This is a genomic window from Erythrobacter sp. JB1-4 (assembly GCF_057365025.1).
The window spans coordinates 1,442,973-1,458,895 of record NZ_CP200292.1 but is presented as its reverse complement, the minus strand read 5'-3'; the positions used below and the strand labels follow the sequence as shown (position 1 = coordinate 1,458,895).

General features: G+C 56.7%; 19 protein-coding genes and 1 pseudogene. 9 read left to right on the top strand and 11 right to left on the bottom strand.

Annotation, left to right across the window (positions count from 1 at the left end):
* Positions 1–30 precede the first annotated feature (30 nt).
* The 5 genes and pseudogenes from AC0V61_RS06575 to argB form a co-directional block, all read right to left on the bottom strand.
* Complete coding sequence (locus tag AC0V61_RS06575; RefSeq protein WP_486159469.1) at positions 31–657, bottom strand: MarC family protein; 627 nt, start codon at positions 655–657, stop codon at positions 31–33.
* Positions 658–673: 16 nt separating this feature from the next.
* Positions 674–1,447 (bottom strand): hypothetical protein, encoded by a 774-nt coding sequence (locus AC0V61_RS06570; RefSeq protein ID WP_486156468.1) that lies wholly within the window; start codon positions 1,445–1,447, stop codon positions 674–676.
* A 31-nt stretch (positions 1,448–1,478) separates the two neighbouring features.
* A pseudogene (folD, locus tag AC0V61_RS06565) lies at positions 1,479–2,371 on the bottom strand (bifunctional methylenetetrahydrofolate dehydrogenase/methenyltetrahydrofolate cyclohydrolase FolD).
* Positions 2,368–2,661, bottom strand: a complete 294-nt coding sequence (locus AC0V61_RS06560) for a YggT family protein (protein WP_486156467.1) — start codon at positions 2,659–2,661, stop codon at positions 2,368–2,370. The pseudogene folD and the gene AC0V61_RS06560 overlap by 4 nt, the downstream one beginning before the upstream one ends.
* Positions 2,662–2,795: 134 nt before the next feature.
* Complete coding sequence (gene argB / locus AC0V61_RS06555; protein ID WP_486156466.1) at positions 2,796–3,701, bottom strand: acetylglutamate kinase; 906 nt, start codon at positions 3,699–3,701, stop codon at positions 2,796–2,798.
* 217 nt (positions 3,702–3,918) lie between these two features.
* Between argB and AC0V61_RS06550 the strand changes: the two genes are divergently transcribed.
* The 5 genes from AC0V61_RS06550 (at position 3,919) to AC0V61_RS06530 (ending at position 6,881) form a co-directional block, all read left to right on the top strand.
* The gene (locus AC0V61_RS06550; protein WP_486156465.1) at positions 3,919–4,260 is read left to right on the top strand and encodes a BufA1 family periplasmic bufferin-type metallophore; all 342 of its coding nucleotides are present in this window, start codon (positions 3,919–3,921) and stop codon (positions 4,258–4,260) included.
* A gap of 95 nt (positions 4,261–4,355) precedes the next feature.
* A complete protein-coding gene (locus AC0V61_RS06545; RefSeq protein WP_486156464.1) occupies positions 4,356–4,922 on the top strand; it encodes a thermonuclease family protein in 567 nt (188 codons plus the stop codon).
* Between the two features lie 95 nt (positions 4,923–5,017).
* Positions 5,018–5,383 carry a DUF4870 family protein gene (locus AC0V61_RS06540; protein WP_486156463.1) on the top strand — a complete coding sequence of 122 codons (366 nt, stop codon included), beginning with the start codon at positions 5,018–5,020 and terminating at the stop codon, positions 5,381–5,383.
* Positions 5,384–5,550: 167 nt separating this feature from the next.
* Positions 5,551–6,246, top strand: a complete 696-nt coding sequence (locus tag AC0V61_RS06535; protein ID WP_486156462.1) for a hypothetical protein — start codon at positions 5,551–5,553, stop codon at positions 6,244–6,246.
* Between the two features lie 242 nt (positions 6,247–6,488).
* Entirely contained in the window at positions 6,489–6,881 is a 393-nt protein-coding gene (locus tag AC0V61_RS06530; protein ID WP_486156461.1) for an endonuclease domain-containing protein, read from the top strand.
* A gap of 393 nt (positions 6,882–7,274) precedes the next feature.
* Here AC0V61_RS06530 and AC0V61_RS06525 read toward each other — a convergent pair whose 3' ends face one another.
* Both AC0V61_RS06525 and AC0V61_RS06520 read right to left on the bottom strand, forming a co-directional pair.
* Positions 7,275–7,913, bottom strand: a complete 639-nt coding sequence (locus AC0V61_RS06525; protein WP_486156460.1) for a hypothetical protein — start codon at positions 7,911–7,913, stop codon at positions 7,275–7,277.
* A gap of 140 nt (positions 7,914–8,053) precedes the next feature.
* A complete protein-coding gene (locus tag AC0V61_RS06520) occupies positions 8,054–9,094 on the bottom strand; it encodes a ribonucleotide-diphosphate reductase subunit beta (protein ID WP_486156459.1) in 1,041 nt (346 codons plus the stop codon).
* A 284-nt stretch (positions 9,095–9,378) separates the two neighbouring features.
* Here AC0V61_RS06520 and AC0V61_RS06515 point away from each other — a divergent pair, with 284 nt between their 5' ends.
* From AC0V61_RS06515 to AC0V61_RS06500, 4 genes are all read left to right on the top strand, one after another.
* Complete coding sequence (locus AC0V61_RS06515) at positions 9,379–9,945, top strand: hypothetical protein (RefSeq protein WP_486156458.1); 567 nt, start codon at positions 9,379–9,381, stop codon at positions 9,943–9,945.
* Between the two features lie 145 nt (positions 9,946–10,090).
* The gene (locus AC0V61_RS06510; RefSeq protein WP_486156457.1) at positions 10,091–10,747 is read left to right on the top strand and encodes a CDP-alcohol phosphatidyltransferase family protein; all 657 of its coding nucleotides are present in this window, start codon (positions 10,091–10,093) and stop codon (positions 10,745–10,747) included.
* Positions 10,744–11,355 (top strand): lysophospholipid acyltransferase family protein, encoded by a 612-nt coding sequence (locus tag AC0V61_RS06505; protein WP_486156456.1) that lies wholly within the window; start codon positions 10,744–10,746, stop codon positions 11,353–11,355. The genes AC0V61_RS06510 and AC0V61_RS06505 overlap by 4 nt, the downstream gene beginning before the upstream one ends.
* On the top strand, positions 11,352–12,311 hold the full coding sequence (locus AC0V61_RS06500) for a phosphatidate cytidylyltransferase (protein WP_486156455.1): 960 nt from the start codon (positions 11,352–11,354) through the stop codon (positions 12,309–12,311). The genes AC0V61_RS06505 and AC0V61_RS06500 overlap by 4 nt, the downstream gene beginning before the upstream one ends.
* A gap of 6 nt (positions 12,312–12,317) precedes the next feature.
* Here AC0V61_RS06500 and AC0V61_RS06495 read toward each other — a convergent pair whose 3' ends face one another.
* The 4 genes from AC0V61_RS06495 to AC0V61_RS06480 all read right to left on the bottom strand — a co-directional run bounded on the left by AC0V61_RS06495 (position 12,318) and on the right by AC0V61_RS06480 (position 15,424).
* Positions 12,318–12,605: a hypothetical protein gene (locus AC0V61_RS06495; protein ID WP_486156454.1), complete on the bottom strand. Its 288-nt coding sequence runs from the start codon at positions 12,603–12,605 to the stop codon at positions 12,318–12,320.
* A gap of 9 nt (positions 12,606–12,614) precedes the next feature.
* Positions 12,615–12,800: a hypothetical protein gene (locus AC0V61_RS06490; RefSeq protein ID WP_486156453.1), complete on the bottom strand. Its 186-nt coding sequence runs from the start codon at positions 12,798–12,800 to the stop codon at positions 12,615–12,617.
* Between the two features lie 78 nt (positions 12,801–12,878).
* The gene (locus AC0V61_RS06485; protein ID WP_486156452.1) at positions 12,879–13,250 is read right to left on the bottom strand and encodes a PilZ domain-containing protein; all 372 of its coding nucleotides are present in this window, start codon (positions 13,248–13,250) and stop codon (positions 12,879–12,881) included.
* A gap of 167 nt (positions 13,251–13,417) precedes the next feature.
* Positions 13,418–15,424: a ribonucleoside-diphosphate reductase subunit alpha gene (locus AC0V61_RS06480; protein WP_486156451.1), complete on the bottom strand. Its 2,007-nt coding sequence runs from the start codon at positions 15,422–15,424 to the stop codon at positions 13,418–13,420.
* Positions 15,425–15,923: the final 499 nt, after the last annotated feature.

Below are 15,923 nucleotides of genomic sequence, written 5' to 3'. Positions count from 1 at the left end.
AACGGGCGCTATTGAAACGCACGATGAACCTTAAACGATGCCAAAGTTCCCTTTGATCCCATCAATCACATATTGTGCGGCCAGCGCTGCCAATAGGACACCCAAGAGCCGTGTGACCACTGCCTCCACCTTGTCGCCCAGCAGCCGGATCAATGGCCCTGCGGCAACCAATGCAAGAGCGGTAAGGAGCAGGACCGATCCGAGCGCTGCAAACACCTCAATCGTCTCAGCCGTCGTCTCTGCCTCGTTCATCAACAGCATCACGGCAGCAATCGCGCCTGGACCTGCAAGCATTGGCATCGCCATGGGGAAGACGGATACGTCCTCAACCTCTGGGTCGGCATTGATTTTATCCGCCCTATCTTCGCGGCGTTTGGTGCGTTTTTCGAACACCATTTCGAACGCGATCCAGAACAGCATCAAGCCGCCTGCGATGCGGAAGCTGTCGAGTTTGATATGCAAGGCGCCAAGCAGAGCTTCGCCGAAAAAAGCAAAGATCATCAAGATCACCGCCGCAATACACACTGCGCGCAGTGCCATGTTGCGAGCTTGTGCGGGGGATGCCTCCTTTGTGAGGCCTGCGTAGATCGGCGCGCATCCGGGCGGATCGATCACCACAAACAAGGTGACGAAAGCAGAAATGAAGAGTTCAGGCAGCATTTGCGGCCCTTGATCACTCTCCAGGCGCAGATGCAAGCGTTTCTTCGATGGCGGTCACCCATTTGCCCTCGAAGTAATAGTCAGCCGTCACATATTTCATATTGCCCTCGCGGTGCTCCCAGCGCCAGCGCAAGGTCCCGTCGCGTGAAATCTGCATGGCGGATGCGCCGCCCGTGCTCGCTGGAATAGCGGGGGCAGGCGGCAAGGTCTCTCCTTTGCGCGGACAGCTTGCGATCAGGCCTTCGATGAGGTCTAGGGCGGTCACCACGATCGCATCGTCTGCGATTTGCGGTCGCCGTTTGCGCTCGGGCTGAGGATTGTCGAGACCTGCAACGTCATAGGTCCACTTGAACTCGCCATCTGCCTGCCTCACCCAAGTGGTGACGTAATTGCCAACCTTGCCCTCGCCTTCGACAAAACGCCCTTGGCTAAGGGCAAGTGATCCATCGCAAGATTGCACTATGACGCGCGGCGCCCATTGGCTTTCAAGGCCTGCATCTTCAAGCGGCTGAGCGATGACTTCGATCGGGACCACGCCATTGCGAAGGTGGATTTGGGCACCCGGCGCTGCATAAGCGAGCGCTGCATCAGCATAGCCTTGTTCCTTGGCCGCTCTCGCATAAGCGATCTCAGTGGCAACAACGTTACTGGGCTGAGCCTTGCCGGGCGCTTTGGCGAGCACGCGTTCAATGACCTTGTTGGAAGGCCCGCGTTGAGGCCCGCTTGCACACGCGGCAAGCGACACTGCGAGGCTGGCAAGAATGCCGATGGTCAACGCGCGTGTCATTCAACTTCTCCGTTGTGTACTGCCCAAGCAATCAAATGCCTTCTGGCACCGGCAGCCCTGCATTGCGATGGGCTGCGACCAATGTGTTTCTCAACAAAACGGCAATCGTCATTGGCCCGACACCGCCTGGAACCGGCGTGATCGCACCGGCAACCTGGCTCGCCTCGTCATAGGCGACATCGCCCACAAGCTTGCCTTTTTCCTTACCTGGTTCAGGGGGAGGCGGTTGATGCCCACATCTATGACGGTCGCACCGGGTTTGAGCCAATCTTTGCCGATCATGTTGGGGCGACCTACTGCGGCAACGACAATGTCTGCGCGCTTAACGACGCTTGCCAAATCCTTGGTCCGGCTGTGAGCTATCGTAACGGTAGCGTTGGCGTCGACCAGAAGCTGCGCCATGGGCTTGCCCACGATGTTGGAGCGACCAATCACCACGGCCTCAAGGCCGGAAAGATCGCCCAAGCGATCGGTCAAAAGCATCATGCAACCAAGCGGGGTGCAGGGCACAAAGCCGGATTGTCCAACGCTAAGTCGCCCTGCATTGATCACATGGAATCCATCAACGTCTTTGTCCGGGCTGATCGAGGCGATGATTGACTGCTCATCAAGGTGATCGGGCAGCGGCAGTTGCACTAGGATGCCGTCGACGCTTTCGTCCTCATTGAGCTGCTCAACCAGCGCGAGCAAAGCGTCCTCGCTTGTGTCTGCTGGCAGGCGATGCTCGAAGCTTTCCATATTGGCAGCCAAGGTCGCCTTACCTTTGGAACCGACATAGACCTGGCTTGCAGGATCTTCTCCTACAAGCACAACGGCCAAGCCGGGTTTACGCCCAGCAGAGCCCGCAAAATCGAGCGCATGATTGCCAACGCGTTCTCTTAACGAGGCGGCAAAGGCTTTGCCGTCAATTCGGATGGCGCTCATGCTGCGAGCAGGATGTTTCGGAGCACGATCAAAACGACCTGTGCGCCAACAATCACAACTAATGGAGAAAGATCAAGCGCCCCTGTCTGTGGCATGATGTTTCGGATCGGGCGCAAAATCGGATCGAGCAAACGATTAATCGATTCATACACTTGCATCAAAAACTGATTGGACGTGTTCACCACATTGAAGGTGAAAAGGAGGCCGATCACGAACTGAACGATGATGAGCATCACGAAGACATTCACCAACAGCTCGATGATCTGATAAACTGCAACGAGTCCTTGCATGTTGTTTGTCGTACCTTTTTTCAAGCGCCCGCGGTGGGCAAGGCGCTGTTAGAGTCCCTTAGCCAGCGTATTACCCGACTAATACGCCTTTTTCTAGCCTCGGATTTTCCTTGGGATGTTCTTTAGCGCCTTGGTTACGCCTGCACCAGTGTACCTGCCCCGCTAGCGGTGAAGAATTCAAGCAGCATCGCATGAGGCACGCGCCCATCGAGCACGACCGCTGCCTCGCAACCGGATTCGACTGCGGTGACGCAAGTTTCCAGTTTGGGCACCATACCGCCTTTGACGACGCCCTCGTCCTTTAGCTGCGCAATATCATCGGGCCGCAAATCAGTGAGGAGCTCGCCATCGCTGCCCAGCACCCCTGCGACATCGGTTAGAAGGAACAATCGCGCAGCCCCAAGGGCTGCCGCGATTGCTCCGGCCATGGTGTCGGCGTTGATGTTGTAGGTCGCGCCGTCCTCGCCACCTGCAATCGGCGCGATTACAGGGATCATGCCGGCGGCAACCGCTGTGTCGATGACGGCTGTATCTACATGAGCAGGCTCGCCTACAAAGCCAAGGTCCACGACGCTCTCGATCAGGCTCTCTGGGTCTCTGGTCGTACGTGTAACTTTGCGTGCGGACACAAGGCCGCCGTCCTTCCCAGACAGACCAAGCGCCTTCCCGCCAGCACTGCTAAGCCAACCGACGAGTTCTTTGTTGATGGCGCCTGAGAGCACCATTTCGGCCACTTTTGCCGTTGCCTCATCGGTAACCCTCAGGCCGTCAACAAAGGTGCTTTCAACTCCGAGCCGCGACAACATGTCGCCGATCTGCGGGCCTCCGCCATGTACGACGACGGGGTTGATCCCAACCGCCTGCAACAAGACGATGTCCTCGGCAAAATCGCGCGCAGCTTCGGGATCGCCCATGGCATGACCGCCATATTTCACAACGAAAGTGCGCCCGGCATAGCGCTGAAAATAAGGAAGCGCCTCAATCAGCACCTCGGCCTTAGCAAGATCGGGTGCAGCATTTTGCGTCAGCGGGGTGCCCATGGTGGTTTCTCTTTTCTTCCCGTTTATCTGATTGGGCGCTTAGCGGGATAAAGAGCTGGAGGAAAGCACGCGCTCAAGCTCGTAATTATAGGGCGAAAAACAAGGATTTTTCAAAGTTTGCCCTTTCCTTTGTAACCAAATGCTGTTTCCATCCGAATCGGGGAATGAATTGGGGCCAACACTTGGGCCCAGCTTCAATGATGGATGGAGGAAAGTCATGAATACCACACGTTTCAAAGGATCAATCGCCCTTGCTGCAGCAGCCGGTCTGGCAGCGGCCTGTTCAGGCGGCGCCGAAGCTCCTGCTTCAGAAGGCGCGGCAAACACCGAAGCCGAAGCTCTGGCTGCTTCTGGCGGCGGCGAAAAAGAGAAGTGCTACGGCATTTCGCTCGCTGGTAAAAATGGTTGCGAGGCTGGTCCTGGCACAAGCTGTGCGGGTACATCGGTAATCGACTATCAAGGCAACGCATGGGCTTATGTTGATGCTGGCACTTGTGAGACAACAGAGCGCCCAGATGGCACTTTTGGCTCTCTCGAAGAGACGACAAACATCGGCTGATCGCAGCGCAATTAGTCAATTTTGAAAGCCGCTCGGTTCGACCGGGCGGCTTTCTTTTGTGCTCGCGCATTAGGCTGCTAGCCTGCACTAGACGCATGCCAAAACGACCAACCAAAACGCGCTTTCGGCGCCCCCGCAAACCCCCATCGGTTTTGGGGATGGGCGTCTTCCAATGGTGGGTCTTGTGGCGGGTCCCTGCCCTTGCCCTTGTCGTCATGCTCGCCTGGTGGTTCATCGCTAGGCCCATCGTGCAAGAACAAGGTTGGGTCCAAGTGACCGACCGGTTTGCCATTTGCGGTGAGGGCACACGCCAGGATGGCTGCGTGCTTGATGGGGATACAGTGCTCATCGGAAGCGGAACACAGCAACGCCGCATCCGTTTTACCGGCTTTGATGCCCCGGAACTCAACAGTGAATGCGAGGCCGAACAACAGTTGGCATTGGCTGCAAAGACCAAACTTCGAGAGTGGCTCAACGAGGCTTCGTTTGAATGGAACGGGAGTGATAGCCCACCGCGTGACAAATACGGACGAGAGCTGCGCGCTGCCCGGCGAGGCTTGGGCGGCGGTGAATATGAAGCCCTTGCCCAAGTCATGATCACAAGCGGCCTTGCAGCACACAGAGGCTGGGGTGAGCCGCCGCCTGATTGGTGTGATGGCTGATCGTGCTCAAACCCAGTGACAAGGAAAGGCTTGCCCACCTTGTACCAATGCGTAGAGTGCCAGCACAACGAAACGGCCATCAAGGGGGATCAGCCATGAACGAGCCAACAAACACCGGAAACGCCAACAGCGGTTTCGACTTTAACCAGCCCACCATCATCGCAATCTGCTATCTTGCCAGCTTTGTAATCGGCATCACCGGTATTGTTGGCATCGTGCTTGCCCATGTTTGGCAAGGCGACAACAAAGAGAGCTGGGCAGCCTCGCATTTCACCTATCTCATCCGTACCTTCTGGTTTGGCTTCCTCGCCTTCATCATCGCCGGGGTCCTCACCGTGGTCGTGATAGGCGCATTCCTGTTCCCATTGATCATCATCTGGATCATCGTTCGCAGCGTGCTCAGCCTCCTCAAAGCCCAGAAACAACAGCCTATGCCAGACCCCGGCACGCTTCTTTTCTGAGGCGTTTGGCACACTTGGCACACTGTCCAGGGGGCGAAATCTGGACGGGTGCAAACCCTTTGCGAAGGGCACGGAAGCGGGAAGGGCAATCACGGGTTGCATCCCGCTTCTTTACTATCGGCAAGCAGCAGTAGGAAAGCGCGGGCCTTGCCCCTATAGCGCTTCTCATGAAGCACACCTCAAAGCTTGCGTTGCTCCTTAGCGCTCCGCTCATCCTATCGGCTTGCACTGCTGAGACCGAACCGCCCGCAATCCCATCCGCGCAGGACGAGTTTTGGCAAGCGTTGTCGAGCCACTGCGGCAAGGCCTATGCCGGGAGCCTCGTAAGCGACGACGCGGCGGATGCGGATTTTGTAGGGGCCCCCATGGTCATGCATGTGTCTGAGTGTTCGGACGAGCGGATCGCTGTGCCTTTTCATGTGGAGCTGCCCAATGACGCAGGTGAACCCGAGTGGGACCGCTCGCGCACTTGGGTGATCACGCGGTTGGCTGTGCCCCATATGAGCGGTGAGGGCGAAACGCAGCTTGGCCTGCGCTTGAAGCATGACCACCGCCACAAGGATGGCTTTGAAGACAAGCTCACCCAGTACGGCGGCGACACCTCTGACGATGGCACCGCGCGTGTGCAGAGCTTCCCGGTTGATCAGTTCTCCATCGATATGTTTGGCGAGCAGGGTTACGAGGCCTCCGTCACCAATGTGTGGTCGGTTGAGGTTGACCCGGCTGGCACGCAGGATGGCAAATATGTCTACCAACTCAAACGCACCGTCGAAGGCGGCGCGCCCGAGGACCGCCTGTTCCGGGTGGAGTTTGACCTTAGCGAAGAGGTCGAGGCACCTCCGCCTGCTTGGGGTCATGAGTAGCTGCAGACCCTGTTGGAGTTGAAATTCCACCAAGCATCTGAAAACGAGCGAAAATCCGCAAAGTTTGGCACACTTGGCACACTATCCTGGGGCAGAAAACCGTTTGCCTCTCCAATGATGGATTACAGGAAGCAAAAAGAGGGCAAGAACGGTGCACGTCATGCCGCCAAGTCTAGCGGGCGAGGCGTGTTGTAGGAAAGGTGTGCCTCTTACTCCCCTCCCGCTTGCGGGAGGGGTTGGGGGTGGGCAAATCCCAGCAGGTGGGCCAACATCCCAACATGCCCAGCTGGCACTCACGCAACACCAAACGCGCCCGCACCCTACGCCGCGAAGCCACACCGGCTGAGCGCGCCCTGTGGGAACACCTCTCCCGCAGCCAGCAAGGCGCAAAGTTCAGCCGCCAAATGCCGGTCGGGCCGTACTATGCCGATTTCCTGTGCCGAGAACTCAAGCTGGTGATCGAACTAGACGGCCACAGCCTCGATGTTGCGCTTGAGCGGTATGTTGCGCGCGATCATTGGATGGAGGCCGAAGGCTACGAAGTGCTACGTTTCACCAACTCCGAGGTGCGCGACAACATCGAAGGCGTGATCACAGCAATTCGTTCGAAGATCGAAGAAATGCGCGCCCTATAAAAAACCCTCCCGCTTGCGGGAGGGTCGGAAGACTTAGCAGCTTGCTGCTTAGTCGCACGGGGTGGGCCGATCCTGTCGCAGCAAAGTGGGCACTTCTCTCCTTCACCCCTCCCGTTCACCGGGAGTCGAAGACGGCCCGCAGGGCCAGCGGCAGTGAAACTTGCGAGTCCTGAGCTTGTCGAAGGGCCGCTAGTCGCAACGGGGTGGGCTGATTATCTTGCAGGAAGGTTGGCAATTTCCCGAGGTCTCCGACCAAGCCAAGCCCACCCCTAACCCCTCCCGCAAGCGGGAGGGGCGTTCATTCAACAAACTGAGTTGGAGCAGCCACCAACTCCTTCTTAGTCGTCAGGCGGTGGTAGAATGTCTCGTGGATCTGATCGCTTCGTATACCCTTCATCGATCCGCGGCGGCGGCGGCGGTGGCGGCGGGGGAGGTGGCGGTGGTGGGGGAGGTGGCGGTGGTGGGGGAGGTGGTGGCGGCGGCGGGTCGTTGTTCGGCATTGCTAGTATCCTCGTACAAGCTGATCGCAATTGCAGACACGGCAAGTGAAATCACAAATAGTCCATAAGCAGAATACCTGCACACTCTTGTCCAAAATGCAAATGTTGGATCAGATACTTTTGTACTCAACTTTTGATAGTAACGGATCGCAATATCCCTTCTACGGCTATAGGCATTTGACGAAAGCAATTGCTCACCCATTGCCAAGAGCAGACTCAAGAAGAACCCTGCTAAACCCAAATGGATAAAAGGAGCCTCGGAAAAGTTGGGGAACTGTTTTGAAACTCCAAAGATAAGACCAGGGATAGCGAGCAAAGCAGCTGAGGCTATTTGAATGACGACACCAATGAGGCTATCCTCGCGCGCCTCTCTCGCGGTGTCATATTGAGCACAGTCCTCGCGCATCCAAGTGTGGCATTGACGTTTGTCAATCCGCGCTAGAGGGTGATCACCGCGTAAAGCCGCCTTCAACTTGCGAGCAGCACGACGTTCCCCCAATTTCACCCACTCATTGCTTCGATAGTTATTCATCTTCGCCCTCCTCACAATAAACTGATCGCCTAGGAGCCTTTCGGAGCGCGCTCTTGGCAGCCAATGATTTGAGCGAAGATAAGAAAAAGGGCAGAAAGACAAAAGTCTCTCTGCCCAGACATTTCAGGAAATTTGAGTATTCACTCCGCCGCTTCAAACATATCCGGCCCGTCGCTCACGACCTCTTCCTCATTCGCAGCCTTAGCCTTCTGGCGATTATCAAAGCTCGACCACACATCGTTCCAGTCGCCTTTAGTGGCGCCTTTCGAATATTCGGTTGCGCGGGTTTCGAAGAAGTTGGCGTGCTCGACACCGTTAAGCAGGGGTGAGAGCCAGGGCAGCGGGTGCTCGTCGATCATGTAGATCGGTTGCAGGTTCAGCTGACCCAGACGCCAGTCGGCGATGTAGCGGATGTATTTCTTGATGTCCTTCGCCGTCATACCCTCAACCGGGCCCATCTCGAAGGCGAGGTCGATAAACGCATCTTCAAGACGCACGGTCTTTTGACAGATGTCGATAATGTCTTCTTTGACGGCCTTGGTCAGGCAGTCGCGCTCTGCCACGAAGGTGTGGAACATCTTGATGATGCCTTCGCAGTGCAGCGTCTCATCGCGCACAGACCACGAAACGATCTGCCCCATGCCTTTCATCTTATTGTGGCGCGGGAAGTTCATCAGCATGGCGAAAGACGCAAACAGCTGAAGCCCTTCGGTGAACCCGCCAAACATGGCGAGCGTGCGGGCAATATCCTCATCGGTGTCGACGCTGAACTGGTGCATGTAATTGTGCTTGTCGGCCATTTCCTCATAATCGAGGAAGGCGCTGTACTCACTCTCAGGCATGCCGATGGTGTCGAGCAGGTGCGAGTAGGCCGCGATGTGCACCGTCTCCATATTGGAAAACGCGGCGAGCATCATCTTGATCTCGGTCGGCTTGAACACGCGGCCATATTTGTCGTGATAGCAATCCTGCACCTCAACATCGGCCTGCGTGAAGAAGCGGAAGATTTGCGTGAGCAGGTTGCGCTCTGATTCGGTGAGGTTTTGCGCCCAGTCGCGGCAATCCTCACCCAGAGGCACTTCTTCGGGCATCCAGTGGATCTGTTGCTGGCGTTTCCAGAACTCGTAAGCCCAAGGGTATTGGAACGGCTTGTAGGTGTTACGGGCTTCGAGCAACGACATGTAGTGGATCCCTGTGTTTGAGGTAGCTGACCTATATAGGTGAACGAAGTACGATTCCGAAGGCAAGCATGTATGATTCGCCGGGGATAAACCGTGCATATTCTGAGTCGAACCGAGTCGGCCTGAGGGAAGACCTCGTAACTCTGCGTAGAATTTTTTTGCGCTTTTCCCAGTCTAGCGATTTCGGAACCATTGGGCGCTCCTACCCATACGTCACGTGAACCCCGCGCCGCTTTCCCCGAAACTCGCGGCGCATGTGAAACACAAACCACAGGAGCAATTCCATGGCACTCGACGACAATCCGATCAAAGGCCCATTCCCCACAGGCGACAGCCGCAACATTACGCTCACCCAAAGCGGCAACGCGATGGAGCCTGATCGCACCGGCCCGCAAGAACCGATTTATCGCAGTGATGATGCGCCAGACAGCGTGATCGGCACGCTGGAGCGCACCGAGCTTAAAGTGGGAGCCACGGCGCCGGAAGTGAACGCGGAAGTGGACAAGGCCCCGCGCTTTGTGAACCTTGGCACGAAGACGCCCGGCGAACTGATGGCATCGCTTTTGCCCGGATCGAACACGATGAGCGACCTGCTGGATAAGGCGAAAGACGCCTATGGTCTGAGTGATGATGGCGAGACCTCGTCGGACAGTGGTGCTCAAGTGACGACGAATATGAGCGCTGATGCGCAAGGTATGAACAAGCGCGCCGAGCCATACAGCTTGCAAGAAGGCCCCGAGCCGAGCGCCGCCGACACCGCGTTTGGCCTCAAAGGCGGCGGACTTGTAGAGCCTATCCTTGAAAAGGACTGGAACCCGGCAGAGCGAAACAGCGACGATCTGTCGAAGTAAATCCGCTCCCCACCCGGTATGAAGAGGCCGTCCGCACCAATGGTGCAGGGCGGCTTTTTCTTTTTGGCACAAGCTTTTGTTTAATCGCCTCACGCGGTAAGCTGACCCTGATATCACTGACGAAACGGTGAGGGGATCACACCAAATGACAACGCAAAACAGGCGCCCGCTTGCCACGCGCAGCGCAGGATGGGCGAGGGGCCTGGCTAAGGGCTTGGCGACGGTGGGCCTTACTCCCAATGCGATTTCGGTGATCGGGATTGGGTTTGCCGCTGCGGGCGCTTGGGCGTTTATCCAAGCGCCACAAGGGAGCCGTTGGCTCTGGCTTGGCGCGGCGCTGGGGATACAGCTGCGGCTGCTTGCCAATATGCTCGACGGGCTGGTGGCGGTGGAGGAGGGCAAATCCTCTGCGACGGGCGCGCTCTACAATGAGTTTCCCGACCGGATTGAGGATGCGCTTTTGTTGATTGGGGCGGGGTATGCCTGCGGGTCGCCGGAGCTGGGATATGGCGCGACCGTTCTGGCTTTTGGGACGGCCTATATCCGCGCGCTTGGTGGATCGCTGGGGTTTGAGCAGGACTTTGTCGGGCCAATGGCAAAGCAACATAGGATGTTTGTGCTCACCGTGGCGGCAGTTGCGGCCTTCTTCTGGCATGGCAGTGCCGTTGGAAGCTTTGTGATTTCAGGCTCTGAGATCGTTTTGGTGGCGCTCTGGCTTATCGTTGTTGGCAGCGTCCTTACCTGCGCCATTCGCCTGCACCGCATCGCAAATCTCCTGCGCGTCGAGGAAGCGGGCGAATGATCGCGCGTTTGGTTGGCGAGGCGCTGTTCGGCGCGGCCAAATTGCTTGTCGGCGGGCAGGCGCGCTGGGCCGGGTGTGAGCCATCCACCAAGCAGCGCATCTATTTCGCCAATCACGCAAGCCATATGGACACGATCATTATGTGCGGCGCATTGCCCGGATATCTGCGTGAGACGACGCATCCTGTCGCTGCAGCCGACTATTGGGGCGGCGGGGCGGTGCAACGCTTTGTTGCGCTCAAAGTTTTGAACGCCGTGCTGGTTGAGCGCAGCGGCAGCAAAAACCCGCTCGCACCCTTGTGTGAAGTGCTTGAGCAAGGCAGGTCGCTGATCATCTTCCCCGAGGGCACACGCCGAGCCGAGGCGCTTCCGGGGACGTTTAAGTCAGGGCTCTATCATTTGGCGCAGGATTTTCCTGAGGCCGAGCTTGTGCCCGTTTACCTCACCAACCTCGCGCGCGCATTTCCCAAAGGCGCAATCCTGCCCGCCCCGATCAGCTCGACCGCGCATTTCGGCGAGCCGCTTCGGCTGGAAGAGGGTGAAGACAAAGCTGCATTTCTCGCGCGAGCGCAAAAGGCGATCCTGACGCTAGCGGGAGAGGACGCATGATGCCGGACCTAAATCTCACCATCGACCCAACTATGGCGACGCTGTTTGGCGGGGTTTTTGTGCTTCTCGCCTTCGCCTCATCTGTGGGTTTCGTCCTATCAAAGCGCGTGCGCAGTGAGGGCGGCATTGCAACGGTCCAAAACTTAAACCAACGCATCAAAGCCTGGTGGTTCATGATCGCGATTTTCGCGGTTGCCTTTGTGTTTGGGAAGGGGGTCACCATCGTGCTCTTCGCGCTCACCAGCTTCTTTGTGCTGCGCGAATTTTTGTCGCTGACGCCAACGAGGGCCGAAGATCACACCGCAACCGTTGCCGCCTTCTACCTCTTTATCCCGCTGCAATATTGGCTGATATTTACAGACTGGCAGTCGCTTTTCTCGATCCTAATCCCGGTCTGGGCCTTCTTGCTGCTCCCGCTGCTTGCGGTGCTCAAAGGCGAGACCCAAGACTTCCTCGCGCGCTCTGCCAAGATCCAATGGGGCATGATGCTGGGTGTCTATTGCATCAGCCATGCGCCCGCGCTGTTGCTGCTCGACATTCCGGGATACACGAACAACTTCCTGCTTCTCTTCTTCCTCATCACCGTGGTGCAGATCTCGGACGTCCTGCAATATGTGTTCGGCAAGCTTTTTGGCAAACACAAGGTCGCCCCCCGGGTGAGCCCGGCAAAGACATGGGAGGGCCTCATCGGAGGAGGTCTGTCCGCTGCCGCCATTGGCGCTGCATTGTTCTGGATCACGCCCTTTGCCCCTTGGGAGGCAGCGCTCCTTGCGCTCACCATTGTGCTCGCTGGATTTGCCGGGGGTCTGGTGCTCTCAGCGGTGAAACGCTCGCTTGGCGCAAAAGACTGGGGCACGATGATCGAAGGGCACGGCGGCGCGCTTGACCGGATGGATTCGGTGAGCTTTTCGGCGCCTGTCTTCTTCCACCTCGTTCATTACTTCTTTGTGCCTTGAGGCGTTTTAATCCGCGCGCCGCTTTGCACCGAAAAAGCTACCACCACCAAGAACGGTCAGGCCAAGAAAGAACCCAAAGTCATACCAGCCCCCAGAATTGGGTACGGCATAGATCGCAATGTCGGGGTTAAAGACCGAGCCTATAAAGCTGTATGGGAAAATAAACCCATGCCAAAGCCCCCAGAGAAATCCTGGCGCTTCCGGGTCAGCGCTTACCCCTGCATCGATCTGGCTTGCGCAGGCTGAAACCGCAAATGCGAGCGTTAGAGCGATAAGGACACGGGCCGCGCGCACAGTCCCGCCTCACATATTGGCAGCGGCAACCACCGCAAGCCACATGAACGGAAGCGCAATCCCGCCCATTACCGTGTGCAATCGGCCCGCGTTCGCCGCGTGACCCTCAGGCCCGCGCGAAAGCCGCACTCCGTTGATGATAAAAGCCAACAGCACAATTGTGCCGCCAATCCCTACCCAGATTTCCGGTGTCATTGATCCCTCCGATCCTCTTGAACGAAGGTTTGACACATTTTGCCGTCTAGTGCGAGCGGCAACCGCCTCGTACAGCGCTTAGCACATGCGGCGGATGGGATAGTTTGTACTGTCTGTGTCTAGCGCTTCGCTGGCTAGCTGCCATTCCTCGGCTGCCAAATGCTTGAACACGCGCGGGGGAAGGGGGCGCATGAACTCAAGACCAACACGGTCGCCTTGACGCCATGCGACTTCAGCCTTGTGAGGCCCGGTGCCTGCGATGATAAGGCTGACAAAGGCGCCAAGACCCATTCCGCCATTAGGGTCATCGACGCGGCAGCCCCCACTCGATAGGTCTTGGAAAGAAACATCCCACTGATACCCGCGATCTGTCTTGCAGGTCCCTTTCGCACGAGAGGGAACTCGCTCAGAACCCCTCGTGATGATGTCCTTTTTGATCAACGCACGCATGTTTCGCTCTCTGTGGCTACGATACATTTTGTGACGTTAGCTATCAGGAGTTAACACAAGTTTGCCGAATGACGGCTGAGAAGAAGTTAAAGAAAACCCCCGCTCGGACTAAATGCCCGGCGGGGGATAGAAATTGCCTTGCCCTCAAGGGGGTTACGAGCGTTTGGTTACTGGCAGCTCAAGCATTCCTCATAGTCGGTCTGCTCGGCGGAAAGCTCAAATTTCGCCGCATCTGCTGTATTGTCCGCCTCAACGCCGCCAGCAAAGCCTGCGCGTTGGACTGATTTTGAGCGGAGATAATAGAGCGACTTGATGCCTTTCTCCCACGCTTGGAAGTGCAGCATCATGAGGTCCCACTTATCGACGTCTGCCGGGATGAAGAGGTTCAGCGACTGAGCCTGATCGACATATGGCGAGCGGTCCGCTGCAAATTCGAGCAGCCAGCGCTGATCAATCTCAAAGCTGGTTTTGAAGCTCGCCTTTTCCTCATCGCTGAGGAAATCAAGGTGTTGAACGCTGCCACCTTTCTCAAGGATTGAGTTCCACACATTGGCCGAGTTCTTGCTCTTCTTATCGAGCAGTTTCTCAAGATATGGGTTCTTGACGATGAAGGAGCCCGAGAGCGTCTTGTGGGTGTAGATGTTCGCCGGGATCGGCTCGATGCAAGCGCTGGTGCCGCCGCAAATGATCGAAATCGACGCGGTTGGCGCGATTGCCATTTTGCACGAGAACCGCTCCATCGCGCCCATATCTGCTGCATCAGGGCATGGTCCGCGCTCTTGTGCAAGAAGCATCGAGGCTTCCGAGGCCTTGGCTTGGATGTGCTTGAACATTTTGAGGTTCATGGCTTTTGCCATTGCGCTCTCAAAGCCAAGCCCCTTCGATTGCAGGAAGGAGTGGAAGCCCATCACACCAAGGCCAACTGAACGCTCACGCTCAGCGGAATACTTTGCGCGGGCCATCTCATCAGGTGCGCGGTCGATATAGTCTTGGAGGACGTTGTCGAGCATGCGCATCACGTCTTCGATGAATTGCTTGTCGCCATTCCACTCATCCCATTTCTCAAGGTTGAGCGATGAGAGGCAGCACACAGCCGTGCGGTCATTGCCAAGGTGGTCGATACCGGTTGGCAGCGTGATTTCAGAGCACAGGTTCGAGGTGGAGACTTTCAGCCCCAGATCGCGGTGGTGCTTTGGCATCATGCGGTTCACCGTGTCGTTGAACACGATGTAGGGCTCGCCGGTTGCAAGGCGGGTTTCGACCAGTTTCTGGAACAGTGAGCGCGCATCAACCTTGCCGCGCACTTCTTGTGTTTTGGGGGATTTGAGCTCGAACTCAGCCCCATCGCGCACCGCTTCCATAAACTCATCGGTGAGAAGCACGCCGTGGTGCAGGTTCAGCGCCTTACGGTTGAAGTCGCCCGAGGGTTTGCGGATTTCGAGGAATTCCTCAATCTCAGGGTGCGACACATCGAGATAACACGCCGCCGAACCGCGGCGCAGCGAACCTTGCGAAATTGCGAGAGTAAGCGAGTCCATAACGCGCACAAAAGGCACGATGCCGCTGGTCTTGCCGTTAAGGCCAACCGGCTCACCAATGCCGCGCACATTGCCCCAATAGGTGCCAATGCCGCCGCCTTTTGAAGCAAGCCACACGTTCTCATTCCAGGTGTTGACGATGCCCTCAAGGCTGTCGCTCACTGAGTTGAGATAGCACGAGATCGGCAGACCCCGGCTGGTGCCACCGTTTGAAAGAACTGGGGTCGCAGGCATAAACCACAGGTTCGAGATATAATCATACAGGCGCTGCGCGTGCTCAGCATCGTCAGCATAGGCATCCGCGACACGCGCAAACAGATCCTGATACTTCTCTCCCGGCAGGAGATAACGATCGGTCAGCGTTTCTTTGCCGAATTCCGTCAGGTTCGCATCGCGCGATTCGTCGATCTGGACATCGAACCGGCGGTCATTGACCTTCTTGCTTTCATCAACATTTGCCTTGGCCGCTGTTGCCACAGCATTGCCCAGCGCCTCAGCGCTTTTCTCTGCGATTAGGGCATCGCTGCCTGCATCTGCTTTTTCCATTGCAACCGCCTTTTGCGCTTTCTCTTCAGTGTGGGCCGCGTCACTTGTTTCAGCATCGCTCAGCACTTCGTCACCTGCTTTAAATTCCATCATTGCCCCATTTTACGTCACGTCGAATCGGGCGGGCCTGCTTATACAGCACTATGGCCAATGTTCCGATTCTGTTCTTCATTTCACCGCCAACAGCTTTTGCCCAATCTATCCCTGTGCGCATGCACAAGATTTCCCATTAAGCTGTCCACATCAGCCCGCTTTAACCCACAAATCAGAGACTCCTTCCCCGTTCATTTCCTCGACATCGAGCCTTAGAAACGAGAAGGCGCACTACAATTTGGGGGTCCCAAGCGAACCAGACCCCTAGATGATGAATCAGAAGCGGAATCGGGTCAACGCCCAATTAACCATCATATTGCACCACATCCGATGAGACGCTTATGTTGCAGTGCAGCGACGCGCGGGAAAAGCTTGAGTCGCGAGTTGCGCAAGCCCCAAACTGAATCTGTGAAGAAAAATTTGGTGATTGAATCATGTGAATCAATCCTTGAATCTTTCGCACAAGGGCTTGCAATAATGTTGCGGGAACCAACGC

Excerpts from the sequence above, each read along its gene's own strand:
- AC0V61_RS06480 (WP_486156451.1), bottom strand. The coding sequence starts at position 15,424 with ATGGAATTTAAAGCAGGTGACGAAGTGCTGAGCGATGCTGAAACAAGT.
- AC0V61_RS06550 (WP_486156465.1), top strand. The coding sequence starts at position 3,919 with ATGAATACCACACGTTTCAAAGGATCAATCGCCCTTGCTGCAGCAGCC.
- AC0V61_RS06535 (WP_486156462.1), top strand. The coding sequence starts at position 5,551 with ATGAAGCACACCTCAAAGCTTGCGTTGCTCCTTAGCGCTCCGCTCATC.
- AC0V61_RS06540 (WP_486156463.1), top strand. The coding sequence starts at position 5,018 with ATGAACGAGCCAACAAACACCGGAAACGCCAACAGCGGTTTCGACTTT.
- argB (WP_486156466.1), bottom strand. The coding sequence starts at position 3,701 with ATGGGCACCCCGCTGACGCAAAATGCTGCACCCGATCTTGCTAAGGCC.
- AC0V61_RS06485 (WP_486156452.1), bottom strand. The coding sequence starts at position 13,250 with ATGCGTGCGTTGATCAAAAAGGACATCATCACGAGGGGTTCTGAGCGA.
- AC0V61_RS06525 (WP_486156460.1), bottom strand. The coding sequence starts at position 7,913 with ATGAATAACTATCGAAGCAATGAGTGGGTGAAATTGGGGGAACGTCGT.
- AC0V61_RS06560 (WP_486156467.1), bottom strand. The coding sequence starts at position 2,661 with ATGCAAGGACTCGTTGCAGTTTATCAGATCATCGAGCTGTTGGTGAAT.
- AC0V61_RS06510 (WP_486156457.1), top strand. The coding sequence starts at position 10,091 with ATGACAACGCAAAACAGGCGCCCGCTTGCCACGCGCAGCGCAGGATGG.
- AC0V61_RS06505 (WP_486156456.1), top strand. The coding sequence starts at position 10,744 with ATGATCGCGCGTTTGGTTGGCGAGGCGCTGTTCGGCGCGGCCAAATTG.
- AC0V61_RS06570 (WP_486156468.1), bottom strand. The coding sequence starts at position 1,447 with ATGACACGCGCGTTGACCATCGGCATTCTTGCCAGCCTCGCAGTGTCG.
- AC0V61_RS06490 (WP_486156453.1), bottom strand. The coding sequence starts at position 12,800 with ATGACACCGGAAATCTGGGTAGGGATTGGCGGCACAATTGTGCTGTTG.
- AC0V61_RS06545 (WP_486156464.1), top strand. The coding sequence starts at position 4,356 with ATGCCAAAACGACCAACCAAAACGCGCTTTCGGCGCCCCCGCAAACCC.
- AC0V61_RS06520 (WP_486156459.1), bottom strand. The coding sequence starts at position 9,094 with ATGTCGTTGCTCGAAGCCCGTAACACCTACAAGCCGTTCCAATACCCT.
- AC0V61_RS06515 (WP_486156458.1), top strand. The coding sequence starts at position 9,379 with ATGGCACTCGACGACAATCCGATCAAAGGCCCATTCCCCACAGGCGAC.
- AC0V61_RS06500 (WP_486156455.1), top strand. The coding sequence starts at position 11,352 with ATGATGCCGGACCTAAATCTCACCATCGACCCAACTATGGCGACGCTG.